We start from the raw sequence: 15,305 nt of genomic DNA on the forward strand, positions 1-15,305 counted from the left end.
TCAACGAATTCAGAGATGGCTGGCTTCGTCATCGAGTGGCCAAGGTCGAATGTTAAAGAGGCTGGCTTTCGAGAAGCTGACAAAGGTCGAAGAAGGAGACAAACCCGCAGCCGCATCTGCCACGTCTGATGCGATCATCTCCGAGCCAAGTCTCATTCCGCCTGGCCTCGCAGGCGGCGCGTGGGTCTGCGTCGTGCATTGCGTTCACCTGGGCGTAAAGCTGGTTAGGAGGTCCAGGTGATGCGGACCGCGGCCAGACCCAGTCTTGCACCGAACATGTGCATTTCGACCTCTGCCCGCGACCCGTCGTTCTGGCGGACGCTTCGAGCCTATGCTCGGGGCCGCTAACCAGAATGACCGCGATAGCCGCGCCAGCGCGAGAACAGACGAAAGCGAGACCTACGTGAGAGTCCGGCAACCGCGGAGCGAAGTGTTTACCTGAGAGAACGAAATCGCTGAGACGCAAAAGCAGCTGAGACGATCCTCCCGCGCACGGCTAAGGGTGCTCGGTGCCGGTGATCCGGGGACTGCCGCTGCGTGTAGTGGGTACTCCGCGAAGTCCCCAGTGCCTCGAACCCTGCGCGCCATGATACAACCTCGGACTGACAGCCGGAGCTACATCGGGCAAGCGGAACGTTACATCCTCAGGTGAGGCAATAGGAACCGCCAACTTTGTCCCGGCTGCTATGGACGCTCTGCGTCATGCAGATGGCACTCGTCTCAGGGCGTTGGAAAGAGAATTCACTGGTGTCCTGAATAAGGAAAATCGTCGTAATTTCGTGCGCGCGGTGGCGAGGTCGCCGCTGAAATGTCCGCTTCCTCCAAGCGTCCGTTGGCGAAGAACCGTAGGGCACATTCGTGCTCGCCCGTTGCGGGCGCACGAACGGTAACTCCTGGGTATGCGTCGCTGGTTTGCCTTAACAGCTCTCTAAGTGGTTGACCAAGATGTACGCCCCTGAACCTTTGGCAGCGCTCACCGAACGACTTGAGATCGGCCTCGTCGCCGTTGGGCCAAATAGCCGGGCCTTCTCCCAGTCCCGGGTGAGGCCCTTGCGCAGGAGATAGCCAACATGCGCGGGCGGGCAGCGCCGAACGCACCTTATGACGGACGACCTGGGCCTTGGCGGTCGCCAGACGCGAGCGACCCGTGAGCAGCCGGTTCGCCCGCTAGACGGGACCCGGCCGCGACACAAAGGTGGAGCACCGATGAGTGGTGGATCTTGCCCGGCGCGCGAGAGACCGCCGCAGGCGCGCTGAGCGGCGACAATCGGCTTGGCGACGAAAGGCGTGGCCCGCTGACGCCTCACGGAGCGGACGCAACCTGGCCGAGGCTGAAAGGGCGCGAGACATCGCCGATCGTGTTCGGCACCCGCCAATTTGTCTCAAACTCGCCAAAGCAGCGCAATGTCTGGGTGCCCGACAACTATAGCAGGTTCTCATATTTGTCTTGCCGGCAAGGCCAGTCATCAGATCAAGGGTAAAATGGGCCGCGAAAGGCGGGCATTTTTATTGCAGAGATTACCGTGAGGTTCGTCGTGACACGCTTTAGCCTACATGTGAACAGGCGATGGCCGTGAGGACGAACTCGGGCAAGTGGAATGCAACTTTGCGCGACCTGTCTGGTCGAAATGTTCGGGCCATGGATCGCGCTCCAGATCAGGTCGAGGATGGCGAGGCAATTTACTCCAGACAGGCTGGAGCCGGTCTTCGGTCCGGCAGACGAACGCTTGACACGCCGCGCGGTGTTGGGCGCAACCATCGGCAACATCATCGAATTCTACGACTTCGGGACCTATAGCTTTTTCGCAATACAGATCGGTCAGGCGTTCTTCCCGGCAACTGACCAGTTTGTCAGCCTCATGCTGTCACTCGGAACCTTCGGCGCAGGCTTTGTGACCAGGCCGATCGGAGCCATCGTGCTCGGCTCGTATTCGGATCGGGCCGGCCGCCGACCGGCGATGATTGCCAGCTTTGCCATGATGAGCGCCGCGGTCCTGTTATTGGCTATCACGCCATCGTACGAGACAATAGGACTTGCCGCTCCGTTGCTAGCCATTTTCGCACGCTTGCTGCAGGGCTTTGCTCTCGGAGGTGAAGTCGGTCCAACGACAGCCTACTTGATGGAAGCGGCCCCCACCAAAGCCCGCGGTCTTGCGGTCTCCTTTCAGCCCGCGAGCCAACAGGTAGCTGCGACGGCCGGAGCGTTGGTTGGAGAAATACTCTCGCTCACCATGACAAGCGAAGCGCTCAATGCGTACGGATGGCGGGTCGCGCTGTTGCTCGGCGCGGCCACGTTGCCGTTTGGATTTTGGTTGCGGAGCGTCCTGCCAGAAACGCTGCACCGCCCCGAGGCGCCGGTTCCTGTCACCCAGCCTGAGGGGCGACGGCCTACCGATCGCCGCATCATGAGCTTGGGATTTGTCATCTTGGCCAGCTGCACGATCACGACTTATGTTACGGGATACATGACGACCTACGCGTTGAACACCCTCCGCGTTTCCACGCCTCTCGCCTTTGCTACTACGCTCATCAGCAACACGGTCGGAATTTCTGCAGCACTGTTGGGCGGCCTGCTCGCCGACCGCGTAGGCCGTCGGCCTATCATGATATGGCCGCAGGTCACTGCATTGCTGATGACCTATCCGGTATTCTTGTGGATTGCAGAGAGCCGCAGTGCCTTCGCACTTCTAGGAGGTCTCGGCGTGCTCACCCTGATCGGAACGATTCCGTATAGCGCCTTCTACGTGAGCATGGCCGAAGGTTTGCCCAAGTACATTCGTGGCCGCGCGTTCGCGACGATCTACGCTTTTGCGATAGCGATTTTTGGAGGCACAGCTCAACCGATCGTCACCTGGCTCATCCATCTTACCGGGAGTGCACTCGTGCCCGCCTGGTACATGCTTTTCGCGGGCGCGGCCGCGCTTTGTGCCATGCTTATGATGCCGGAGACGGCGCCACTCAATTATGTGCCCGACCATAGACGAACGGCCGTAACGCCACGACCGCTGCTTTAGTCATACCCGAACAGGTGAGGATGACATCTATGATGCCCGAAATGCGAAACATCGAGCCGGAGGACGGCTATGGGGCCAGCACGTAAAAGCAATCTATCCTGAAAAATTGGAGCAGCTTTACATCGAGCAGGAGCTCCTGTCGGAGCGCAGTGGCGCCGTCTGAAATGACTTGTTTCCGTTTACCCGATCTTCGCCGATGCGGCAGTTGCACGATCAGCGGGCGTCACCGACGGGCTGTAAGTGAGCCGTCACTCTGATCATAACCTTTAGAGAACAAATAGGCCCGGCTTATACTATCTGCCAGCGCAACCATACGGCATAAGGATGCGGCCGCTGTCGGAGCAGCGGCCGCACGAGGGTCGACCCTCATTCTCTGCTTGATATGTTTCCCGTTGTCAGTGCCGGACGCACGAGGGATCCGTCAAGCAAAAAAACAGATCGCAGATGCCATTCAACGGGTCATCCACGCACTCAGGATATGATGTATCGGCTACCGGCGCACTCGCCGCAACCGGCTGCGCGGCAACGTTTGCAGCAAAAGGAGGCACCACCGCCGTTGCAAGCGCGAGGGCGCTCGCGGTCACTAACACAGACTTTTTCATTCGAGACATCGCTTCCCTAGGTTAGCCCCAGCCGCTCTCGACGGTCTATCTGACGACGCTGCAAGCGGTAAAATTGATTTTCTTGATCAGATCTATCGACCGAATGGATAAGTACGCAGCAATGGACGATCGGCTCATCGATGCGATGGGCGAGGAGTTTCAAATTCGGCTGAACCAACGGGGCCGAAGCGGGTCTGACGGGCGATGCCGAGGCCCAGCGGTCGCTCGGACCTCAACGTCAACGAGATCGCCTGCGAGATCAAAAGCGAAGTGATGCACCGGGTGCTTAGGGCCGCACGGAATCGAGCTGTAAAAGATCGATCAAACTAGTCATACGGATTGCTGTCGTGAGCTCGCGCCATGACTCAATGAACAGTCCACCAAGCTGATCTTGCGGCGGAGCATGCTCTTCCGTACCGCTCCGACGAGGACCGTCTTGCGTGACGGGTGGTAATTCGCGAAGCGTGTGACCTTAGGTCTAGCTTTAAGGTCATCAGGCGATGCGGGTCGAAGTTTTGGGCGGGCTCGAGCGGCGGCGGCGTTGGTCGCAGGACGACAAGGCACGGATTGTCGAGGAGACGCTGGCACCGGGCGCGAAGGTAACTGAGGTTGCGCGGCGCAACGGAGTAGCGGCCAGCCTGGTGTTTACCTGGCGTCGACAAGCACGGACATCGGAACAAGTTGCACCATCTTTTACGCCGGTGCAGATCGCCGCCGTAGCGGCCTCGGCTGAAGAAACTCCGAAGCTTTTGCCTACGGTTGATGGCCGAGTTCGCTCGGCGGCAGCCGCGCGTACTGGATTGATAGAGATCGATCTCGGCAACCGACGGTGCATCCGGGTGGATGCGCACGTCGATCCGGAGGCGTTGGCGCGGGTCCTCGATGTGCTTGGACGCCGATGATTTCTGTACCAGGGAATGTGCGAGTGTGGCTGGCTACAGGCTACACGGATATGCGCAGAGGCTTTCCATCGCTGGCCCTCCAAGTGCAGGAGGTGCTGCACAAAGAACCGCTCAGCGGTCATTTGTTTGTCTTCCGCGGTCGCCGCAGCGATCTTGTGAAGGTGATCTGGCACGATGGTCAGGGAGCCTGCTTGTTCACAAAAAAACTCGAGAGAAAAAAGTTTATCTGGCCATCGGTTGCCGGTGAAGCGGTAACGATCTCGCTGGCGCAGTTGAGCTACCTGCTGTCCGGGATCGATTGGCGCAATCCGCAAGAAACCCAGCGTCCGACGCGGGTCGGATAATCGTTTTGGGTTTGAATCTGATGCTCGATCTGATTCAATGGCTTCATGACATTGAAGCCGAGCGATCTTCCGTCGGATCTCGCGAGCGCCTACCTTGCGCTGCTGGCCGAGCGCGAGGCGTTGCAGGCTGAACGCGATGTGGCGGTCGCGGATGCCGCCAACGCGCGGGCGGAGCTGTCGGACAGCGAAGTGCTGATCGCTCATCTTGAGCTACGGATCGAGAAGCTCAAACGCGAACTGCACGGGCAGCGCTCCGAGCGCACGGCGCGGCTACTTGAGCAGTTGGAATTGGAGCTCGAAGAACTCGCCACCACGGCGACCGAGAATGAGCTGGCTGCGCAGGCTGCCGCGGCAAAAACCCAGAGCGTGAGCGCCTTCACGCGCAAGCGGCCGGTGCGCAAGCCGTGGCCGGACGACATCGAACGTGAGCGCGTCGTCATCGAGGCTCCAAGGACCTGCGCCTGCTGCGGTGGATCGCGGTTGGCGAAGGTCGGCGAGGATGTGACCAAGACGCTGGAGGAGATTCCGCGTCGCTTTAAGGTCATCGAGACGGTACGCGAGAAGTTCACCTGCCGCGATTGCGAGAAGATAAGCCAGCCGCCGGCACCGTTCCATGCGAGGCCGCGCGGCTTCATCGGCCCACAATTGCTGGCGACGATTCTGTTCGACAAGTTCGGCATGCATATCCCGCTCAACCGCCAGAGCGTGCGCTTTAAGGCCGAGAGGATCGATCTGCCGTTATCGACGCTGGCCGACCAGGTCGGTCACGGGACCTTCGCCGTCACGCCGCTGTTCCAGCTGATCGAGCGTCATGTGCTTGCGGCCGAGCGCCTTCATGGCGACGACACCACCATCCGCATCCTGGCGAAGGGCAAGTGCACGACCGGCCGGATCTGGACGTATGTGCGGGATGATCGGCCCTTCGCCGGACCTGCGCCGCCGGCGGCGGTCTATTACGCCTCGGGCGACCGAAGGGGCGAACATCCCCAGAAGCATCTGGCCGTCTTCGGCGGTATCCTGCAGGCGGATTGCTATAGCGGCTTCGAGCCGTTGTTCGACCCAAAAAGGAAAGCGATGCCGATCACGCCGGCATTTTGCCTGGCCCATGCGCGGCGGGGCTTCTTCGAACTGGCTGACATCGAGAAAGCCGCCCGGGACGGACAGAAAGGCAAACCGGTCTCCCCGATCGCGCTGGAAGCGGTCAGGCGTCTTGACGCCCTGTTCGAGATCGAGCGCGCCATCAACGGCCGCAGTGCCGACGGCCGGCGCGCCGTGCGCCAGGAACAGAGCAAGCCGCTTCTCGACGACATGCACGACTGGCTGCTCCGCGAGCGGGAGACCCTGTCGAGCTCCTCCGAGGTCCTGAAGCCCATGAACTACATGCTCAGGCGCTGGGACGACTTCGCCCGCTTCCTCGACGACGGCAGGGTCTGCTTGACCAACAATTGCGCTGAACGCGCGTTGAGAGGCATCGCCTTGGGGCGGCGCAACTGGACCTTCGCTGGCAGCCAGCGCGGTGCCGATCGGGCCGCCATCATGCTGACGATGATCACGACCTGTCGCCTCAACGACGTCGATCCCAAGGCCTGGCTCGCCGACGTCCTCGCCCGGATCGCCGATCTTCCTACGTCGCGGCTGCACGAACTGCTGCCCTGGGAATGGAAGCTCCTGCGCCAAGCCAATCCCACCGATCAGCAAGCCGCCTGACCTTCACCCCGCCGATCATAGAACTAACTGTACCCGCGCGCATGCGTCAATCAGGCGGTCCTCGTCGTATGCGTACGCTCTTCCGGCGATGCCACCGTTGCTCGCTCGTGGCGGCGACTGAAAAAAGCAGGGAAATGACTCACCATACGACGGTGTATTGAAATCGTCTCCGCGGCGCCCGGCGCCATTGCAGTTGAAACGAAGAAGCTCCGACTTACTCGGATTGAGACGCTCAACGAAGAACGACACCCCAGCATCTTTTGGAGGCCAAGGAGGCGTGATGCTGGGGCCGTCGTAGCCTGATGCTAGAGTAGCAAACAGGCGGCGTTGTTGTGCACCGCCCGGTTTGATTCGTCAAAGCGGCCGGGACGCTCAGCTCCCGTACATCCGGACCATCCGCGATCCGTTGAAGCTCGCCCGAAGAGTTTGCGCGCCAGTTCGCCGCGGGCAGGCAGGTGAAAGCACTGTGACACCGGGCGTATCGCCGCCAGCATCTGGTATATCTCCCGCCTGCAATAGTCAGCGGCCCAGCTTCTCGCCCGAGCGCCGATGTTCGCCAGGGCAGGGAATGGCAGCTTGCTTGTACGACGACCGACAATCCTCCGGATCGCCAGCCGATACCCCTCCCGTAAGAAGTGTTCTCTCCCCGGCTCCATCCTTGTGTAAGCTGGAGTTCGACGAGGCTCGGCGCAGCTCAGGCAATCCGCCGAGCCGGTCCGAAAGGCATGAACTCTGACGCCGAACGGCTCACCGGCGCAAGAAAACCAGCTCACTAGATCCCCAGTCGAGCCATCTGAGCTGAAGCGTGCTCCGGGTCGGGAAGGGGCTGCCATGGCTGGCCAGCGGCGGTGCTCAACAAGGACCTACAGAATGCGGGAGTGAGCTTGCCTCGGTGGATCACGACGTTCTCGTGCCCCTCGGCGGCTCGAGCGTTCTGCCAGTGCTGATTGTAGCCGCGCTGTTCGTCAGACTTGACGTGGCAAGCGGCGAATTCGCGATCGCCCAGCGTTGCCAATTGCCAGGCATGTACCGGCCGCTTGGTGTGGATGTGTACCCACATCGGCCTTGGCGTCGCGCCATTGCTCAGCGCCATGGGCTGTAGCTTGATTTCAAACAGCGTCCCTGGCTCTCCCTTCAAGGCGCGAGGTGGATCCACTGACGCCAGTTCCCCCGCTGCCCGTAACTGTACAAGGTATTTCTGCGATGGAAACGCATAGGTCTTCATGCAATCGCTCGTGATTGCTGCCTTTCGCGCGCTCAATGACTTTGCCTGCCCCTGAACCTCGGACCCCATCCTTTGAAGCCGGACTATCTTTTCGTGCACTTCGGGCACCTGCGCAGCGGTGAGCAGGCCCCGTCGGCGAGACTCCTCCAGCGCGGCTACACAGGCCTCAATCTCGGAGGACTGCGTCTGCAAGCGCTTGATCACGCGATTCAGGACATGTTCGGCGTCGTCGGGCTTCATCTGGCGCGCTTGCGAGACGGCGCTTTGCTGAGCCCGCAGATCGAACTGCAGCAGCTCGTCCAATCGCTCAAGTAATCCCGGCAGTGCCTTCCTGGAGGGCGGAGCCTGCCACATCTGGAGGTGATCGGTCGCAGAGGATGACGCAGCTGCCTCCTCCGGCGTGGCGAGTTTCTTTGTACCGAGATCCGAGAGCACGATGACCTTGCCCGTCGCGGCCGCGGCGGCATCGGACCTTCCCAGTTGCGGCGCGGGCGGGCTGGCCGTCGAACTCCCCTCGCCCGCGGCTGCTCCGCGCTTTGCTTTGCCCTTTCTGCGCGCTGGAGTGCCTTCACCCACCAGGGCAGTGTTTTCAGGAAGCGCAGCCCAAGCCGGCGGTTCAATCGTCACTTCCGTCTTTGGCTGCAATGCCAGCAGCCGCATGACGTCGTTCGCCGTCACCCACGCTCCGTCCACGATCTCGCCAAGCAACTGCAAAGGAAGGTCAGCTTCCGTTCCAGCCTCCCTCAGGGGCTCAAGCATGCCCCTCAGTTGGGATGCAAATTCCGAAAGCCGTTCCATCACTCCTTCCAGAACGGCGCGGTGCTCGGCGTCGAGCACCGCTCCTCCGCGAACGGCCTCGCCCGTCGAAATAAATGCCGGAAAAACATCTTCAACAAAGGTCCCGAGCAGACGCACCTGCCCCCTCTCGTCCATGAGGGCGGCTCGCACGTCCGGTGCTAACGTGCTCGCTCGCGACTCAATCAAGAGCTGGGCGAGAGCGATGCGCGATTGCAGATACATGCACCTGGTATTGAGCGCCCAGCCCGTATTGAGCCTGAGTTGGCCCTCTTCGGTCTTGCGCATCTCGGGCGTGCTGCTTGGCAAGTGGGCAGTAGCCGCACAGACTGACTGCATCCGCTCGAAGCGCAACGCCTTCTTTCCCCACCAGTCCATGCAGGCAGCATACTGGTTCGCGACGCCCGCAACGACGCGGCTCAGCTGGTCGGGCGGAGCGGTGTCTTTGACCTCGTCGAGCAGGGCTTTTGCTTTCTTTCTCCTGTTCTCAAGTGGGTACAGAATCTCGGTGGCTACTTCGTTACATTGGTTGCCCGCATCCAGCGTGTTGTCGCGGAGCCGGCGAGCCTGATCGTCGGGCAGGATACGACGCGCCAAATTGGAAGGCAGATTCGCGTAATACTCCAGAACTGTTGAGCCTGCTTCGACCACTCGATCGATCAGCTCTTGCGCCTTTTCCGAGTTGCAGCGTTGCATGGCCGCTCGACGGCAAGTTTCAAACTTCTCAAGCAGGCTGTCCAAATTTCGCTTTGCGGCCTTGATCTCGTTGCGCGTTGGCGCCGCCATATCTGAAGCCGCAGTTCTGTCTTGAGGTCCGGAGCGCATCCGCTCCAGGACGGCATCGAAGGATTGACCGCGTTCCCCAGGGAAGAGACCAGGCTCCAGGCTCGAACGGCTCAATTCCCCGGCGCTGTCGGCTCCCGCCGCCTCACCCTGTGATGAATCAGCTCGGCCAATACCTTTCATACTTCATCTCCGAATAGTCGAGAGTGCGCAGCCTGTCTGGATAGGCCGCCTAGCTGACGACTAGCTGACCAAGAGCCATTCATCTGGATGCACAAGAAATAAGACCTCGCCTTGAGTTCCACTTCAATCGCAGCTTGGTCGTGTTGCTGAACTAGCCGCATCAGTGCCGGTGTGATCAGCTGAGACGTGACCGGCGTCCGACCTGCCCTACCCACGGAATAGTCCCTACCCGAACGCCTTGGCTCTATGCACGCGAGCTGGGCCAAGTCAAACGCTAGAGAGCAGCCAGGAACGCGCTCGCCTCCTGAACGGCGATTTTTGGCCAAGCAGAACTGGCCAGCGTATGTCGATCGGCAGACCTTCGCTCGCAACGCACGCGTCCCGCTATCCACTAAACAGACTTCGACCGAAGAGTTTACCAAGTCACCAGCCATCGACGGGTGTGCCGAGACGTCGGAGGCCATCAGCAACGACATTTTGCCCGTCGGAACTGAGCAGAATCGAGGTTGCGCAACTCCCTCAAACTATATCTCGCAAAAGCCGGGCCGCCGCCCAGGCCGGTTAAATCACACTCATAGAAATGTGGCAGCAAGCATATCGAGCACACCGAGCGTCACCCCGACCAGCGAATTGGGTGTCCGCACGTCTCTAAAGAGCAGAAAGGTGAGTATCGGCTCCACTACCAGAATAGCTCCCACTATTTCGCGGCAATGATCCAGATATTCTTCATATGCATGTGGCGAAGCGCTTATCTGAAAATGAGGTAGATGCCACCGAAGGATATCAGGAGAAACATCGGCCACAGGCATTGCCAAATTACTGCCGGTCTTCCCCAGGGAGCTTGAGGTAATCAACTCGGGGAATATCCAAATCGCTTCTCCAAGGAAAATCGCTGCTACCCGCTACAATCTTCAGCATCAATTCATCGGCCTCCACGTTCCGGCTATACAAGGCAACCCGAACAGGCGGCATCGGAGTTGCCGTTGAGGCCCTTTCGGCATCTCAGGCGTTTGCAAGTCGAGACGCGCGCCTGACATGTCGCTTCTCACGGGGACTTCAAACGTCTGCCCGGTCGATCAGTAGTTGCCCACTAAAAATGCTTCGCGTCGATCGAGCCATCTGCGCAGATTGAACATTAGTTCAGATCAATCCACCCTGACCGCGCACCGGCGGCCGGGGACTGGCGCGACCAGGCCTACGCTTCAATCCGCACGGGGAGAGCCGAATAGCCGTGCACGAAGTTAGATGCAATTCGCTCGGGTTCGCCGACGACCTCGATCTCCAGTCTCGCATCCAAGATCTCTTCCCAGAGGACTCTCAACTGCAGTTCGGCAAGATGTCGACCAAGACAGCGATGGATTCCGAATCCGAACGAGAGGTGCTGCCGCACATTCTTCCGGTCGATCACGAAACTGTTGGCGTTCTCAATGATCTCTTCGTCTCTGTTGCCGGAGATGTACCACATGACGACCTTGTCGCCTTTCCGGATCTGTTTCCCGCCTACGATGCTGTCGACCGCGGCAGTGCGGCGCATATGCGCGATCGGTGTCTGGTATCGGATAATCTCGGACACGGCGCTCGAGACCAGCTTGGGATTGTCGGCTAGTTTTCGCAGTTCGGAGGGGTACTGGCTCATGAACAGGAGGCCGCCGGTAATCGAGTTGCGCGTCGTATCATTTCCCCCCACGATCAGCAGAATCAGATTCCCGAGAAACTCACTCGGCTTCATATGGCGTGTGGCGGGCGAATGCGCCATCAAGGAAATCAGGTCGAGGCGCGGCTCGGCATTAATGCGCTCGTTCCAAAGCCCTGTAAAATAGTCCAGACATTCTGATAAGATTGTGCTTCGCTTGTCCCAGCTGTCGATCGCATGGCCTGCTTTCGGAGTTGTAACAGCTACGTCTGACCAATAGGTCAGTAGTCGCCGATCCTCAAATGGAAAGTCGAAGAGCGTGGCGAGCATTTGCGTCGTCAACTCTATCGAGACCATGTCTACCCAATTGAAGGCTTCATTGCGCGGCAAGCCATCGAGAATCGCCCTGACCCGAGAGCGGATCAAGGTTTCGAGCTTCGTCAGGCTTTCCGGTCCGACGATCGGGCTCACGGTATTGCGCTGCTCGGCGTGCTTGGGAGGCCCCATCTTGATGAAACTCTGGGTCCAGTGTTTATCAGGCACGTCGACAATAGTGACACCTTGCTTTGATGAGAATGCTTTGTGGTTTGTGTCTATCGCTACGATGTCCCGATACTTCGTCACGGACCAATATGGACCGTGGGGGCTGTCTTTGCAGTAGTGAATGGGATCTTCTCTTCGCAACCGGTCAAAGAAACCCCATATGCTATCGTCTTGAAAGCGCCTGCCTTCGCTTACATCCAGCTCGCTCAGCGGGATAATGTCATCTGCTGTATGATCTTCTGATCGCCTGCTCATGATCATCTCCGCAGATTTTGCTCCCGAGAGGTTACAGATCTAGGGTCACGATTCACCGTTCGAGCTGCCGAGAGCGTTTGGCTGCGACGGGCCGCCCGACCAGACTATCTCAAAGCGCGGCTGGCCTAGCCCTACCACGTCGGGCAGTAAGGATCGTATTGACTTTCCGACCCGATCTACTCAATCACTGAGAGCTGTCACCACGAGCTGGACGACGGCTGTGCGGGAGACAACATCCGATCGAATACACACTCCCAAGGTCGCCAGCCATTTTGCGACCTCTCACTGTCGTTTCGAGTCCAGTGAGACCAATTGAGGCGGCTCGGCAGTCTGCCGCCCATCGTGATCTTGGCCGAGGCACCCCAAAGCGGCGAAGCTGGAAGGGGCAATCCTCTCTTGCATAGTAGTTCCCGCATTGGGTGTCCTGTGGGGTAACCTGAGAAAGAGGGCGGTGCGAGGAGGCTCTGAAATGCGGACGCGAGCAGGTGCAGGTAAGGTCCGCAGGTCTGCAAGGTGAGCGCCGGAGAGGCTTCAAACCTGATGCGGTGTCCGGCCTGGAAGGCTCGGACACTGTAAAATGGAGGCTGAAGCCTTGCACCGAAACGCTGCAGGAACCGTTTCGGTCGAGAAACGTGGGAGGCGGGGCAAATCGGAGCGACCGGGCATGACGGAGCACCGTCCCGACTAGTCGCCGAAGCCGAACGCCTTCGCGTCAGGTCGAGCAGCAAAACCTGGGGCAGCCCGCCCGAGGCAAATGTGCGAACAGCACGTCAGAGTGAGACCGGCGCTCAAATGCGCCGATTCGCTGAGATCTCCCGCCGCATGATCAAGTCGAGAGCTTTTCCCGCCTAGATAGCTGCGTTAAGAGATCCTCTCTTTAGTAGTGGAGGAAGTGATGAGCCATGACCGGATCGTTACGGCGGCCATCATCGCCGTTGGCGCTCTCAACACGGTGCTCGCAGCGATAGCGCTCTTGTCGTTCTGAGCAGCGCAATTTTCTCATGCGACAGGAGGCCATCTCGATTGGCGGCCTCTTTCATTCACGCAGCGTCTCCGCGTATGGCCCGATCGCGTATACGGAACGCGGTCTCCGCTTGGTCCGCTTCGTGGCGCCAAGGATCATGCAGCCTATCTTCTTTTCAGCCCGCCGGTTCGAAATCGTGAGTAGGTCATCCGGTACCGGGTCTAGCGGCTTCGGGGTACCCGTCCACCGCACCCGTTAAGAGAGTAGTTACCACTCACTGTCAGCATTTCCATATTAGGTCGCCATAGGCGGCAGCCAATCTGAGAACGTCTGATTTTCCGACACGCCCGGTTAGCGGTCTCTTTCAGGAGAGGCCCAATGTTCAAGGGCTTCACGGTGGCAGTTGCGGCGCTGATTTCCACAGCGCAACTGGATCAATACCTCACGCACGGTCGGTACACCGACGCGGCGATCGCTATGCTCCGGCACATCAGGCATGGGTTTGGCTTTTGAGAAACCGGAACGCATCTGGAAAGCAATTCACGGGTTGATCTCGATGCGGAGGAGCAACGCGCCATAGCCATATTGGGAGCTGGGCTTTGTATCGAGCTGTGTGACCTGCTTGCTCTCCTGAGCTTGAGGCAGCTCGGTCTGATCGGAGTCTGCGATTTGAAAGCTGCCGCGCACGAGTTACGGAGGCGCGTTGTCTTGAGCGAACTCGGGTAACGATCAGGTGATGATCAGATGATAAAAGTGCGGATCTAACATGACGGTGCGCGACAAGACGTTCTCACCGCGCCGATTTTTAGGTCCTCAGGGGGCTAAGGGCTGGATGGGGTCGACGACGGAAGGGGCCGGCTCTGGTTGGGATTAATTGGGCGGTCAATTTGACCAAAGAGCAAGCCGATCGCCTCGCGGAGATTGAGTTGACGAGCACGAGCGGGACTAGCGTAAGCCCGGTCAGAGCCTAGACAGCGAGACGGATGAGTGGACATCCTCTTCATCTTGCCGATCAACGCCGAAAAGACATACCGACACCGCCCGCCTAGCATGCTTCCTTCTTTGGACAGACTGATCTCGCGAACCGCCATCTCGCCCACAGCAAGAGCGTCAGTCACTCCAGGACTATGAACCTCAATCACTCTTTTGCGATCAGTCGCAGTTTGGATCGCCATGATCGACTCGACCAAGCCAAGCTTCCTAAGAGCGCAGTTCAAGCCAGACTCGAAAAGGTGTTGTTGGTCACGAGCGAAATTGATGCCGGAAATCAGGCGCGAGATCGGCATAGCTGCGCTCCCGTGCTTGATCTGGCGGAAGCACAAAGAGTCTCTCAGACGCTGAAATAAGTCACGGACCCGCGATGATGTTTGTGGGCTGCACCTCCAGGAAATAGCAGTCATGGGACTCATAGTGCCGATCTCCATAGTAACACTTCGTCTCTAGGCGCAAAGTATTGACCATCCAGTCAGCACCGCTTCGGAGCCGAGTTTATGCTTAGGCGTTGCCGACAGATGCGCCTTCCTTCCGACGTGTCCGCTTTGGGCTGAAACCGGCAACCTCAACCCGAGCAGATGTCTTCCGCTTGGCCCTCGTCAGCCGACATTGCGTTATTGGTTCAAGCCCTAGATCATTTCCCTTTTGCCAACTCGAAAGCTACGAACGTAATACCCCTGTCGCTGAACGGCCGACTTTATCTCGTCGCTGACTTTGAGAACTCTAGTTCTGCTCTTGTGCCATTTATTGGAAGAGTAAAGTGCGGGCATCTCAGAAGCGTTGCTTATGACGAGGAAGTCCCGCTTGCTATTGGAATAGACATCAAACATGTCACCCTCGCAGAAATGTCGAGTAGAGCAAATATGTTTGGTAACGACCGTGTCAGCTGTAGTGCGCTGGGCCAGCGAGCGGGTGGTAGTCTGGGATGCCTGCTGGTTAGACTTCGCACCCAGTGAATGTCGGGGAAATGTTAGCGCGCCAACCGATCAGCTCAGATTTCTTTTTGCATGCTGTTTCCATGCCAGGCCAGTGTACTAGGGTCTGTACCTAATTAGCGAACTCTGATTCCCTGGCAGCGGGTTGATTCCACGCGGGGGACTTCGATGCGCAAAGGACTGTTCTGGCTCAACGACAAGCAATGGGCTCTGATAGAGCCGCATCTGCCAACGAACCAGACCGGACCGGTGCGCGATGACGATCGACGCGTCATCAGCGGTATCATTCACATGCTTCAGTGCGGCGCACGCTGGCGCGATTGCCCGCCCGACTATGGTCCGTACACGACGATCTACAATCGTTTCAATCGCTGGGCCAAGCGCGGACATTGGCGGGCGATCTTTGAAGCGCTCGCCCGCTGCGGCA

Annotated in this window: 8 protein-coding genes; 6 read left to right on the forward strand and 2 right to left on the reverse strand. The window is 59.0% G+C overall.

Going from position 1 to position 15,305, the window contains the following annotated elements; translation table 11 throughout:
* The first annotated feature begins 1,667 nt into the window (after positions 1-1,667).
* The 4 genes from GA0061099_RS34675 to tnpC all read left to right on the forward strand — a co-directional run bounded on the left by GA0061099_RS34675 (position 1,668) and on the right by tnpC (position 6,569).
* Positions 1,668-3,014: an MFS transporter gene (locus GA0061099_RS34675; protein ID WP_050996231.1), complete on the forward strand. Its 1,347-nt coding sequence runs from the start codon at positions 1,668-1,670 to the stop codon at positions 3,012-3,014.
* A gap of 1,102 nt (positions 3,015-4,116) precedes the next feature.
* Complete coding sequence (gene tnpA / locus GA0061099_RS34685; RefSeq protein ID WP_074448291.1) at positions 4,117-4,518, forward strand: IS66-like element accessory protein TnpA; 402 nt, start codon at positions 4,117-4,119, stop codon at positions 4,516-4,518.
* Between the two features lie 23 nt (positions 4,519-4,541).
* Positions 4,542-4,862: an IS66 family insertion sequence element accessory protein TnpB gene (gene tnpB, locus GA0061099_RS34690; RefSeq protein ID WP_370137884.1), complete on the forward strand. Its 321-nt coding sequence runs from the start codon at positions 4,542-4,544 to the stop codon at positions 4,860-4,862.
* A 45-nt stretch (positions 4,863-4,907) separates the two neighbouring features.
* Entirely contained in the window at positions 4,908-6,569 is a 1,662-nt protein-coding gene (gene tnpC / locus GA0061099_RS34695; RefSeq protein ID WP_036030835.1) for an IS66 family transposase, read from the forward strand.
* A gap of 772 nt (positions 6,570-7,341) precedes the next feature.
* Here tnpC and GA0061099_RS34700 read toward each other — a convergent pair.
* The gene (locus GA0061099_RS34700; RefSeq protein WP_036030832.1) at positions 7,342-9,555 is read right to left on the reverse strand and encodes a hypothetical protein; all 2,214 of its coding nucleotides are present in this window, start codon (positions 9,553-9,555) and stop codon (positions 7,342-7,344) included.
* Between the two features lie 1,195 nt (positions 9,556-10,750).
* Positions 10,751-11,986, reverse strand: coding sequence for a cytochrome P450 (locus GA0061099_RS34710; protein WP_036030863.1), 1,236 nt, complete (start codon positions 11,984-11,986; stop codon positions 10,751-10,753).
* Between the two features lie 1,342 nt (positions 11,987-13,328).
* On the opposite strand from GA0061099_RS34710, the gene GA0061099_RS42845 reads away from it, so the two are divergent.
* Together GA0061099_RS42845 and GA0061099_RS34730 are read left to right on the forward strand one after the other, a co-directional pair.
* A complete protein-coding gene (locus GA0061099_RS42845; RefSeq protein ID WP_260374199.1) occupies positions 13,329-13,463 on the forward strand; it encodes a hypothetical protein in 135 nt (44 codons plus the stop codon).
* Positions 13,464-15,046: 1,583 nt separating this feature from the next.
* The coding region (locus tag GA0061099_RS34730; protein WP_074448293.1) for an IS5/IS1182 family transposase at positions 15,047-15,305 on the forward strand (259 nt) is incomplete at its 3' end.

The organism is Bradyrhizobium yuanmingense (assembly GCF_900094575.1).
Lineage (GTDB): Bacteria > Pseudomonadota > Alphaproteobacteria > Rhizobiales > Xanthobacteraceae > Bradyrhizobium > Bradyrhizobium yuanmingense.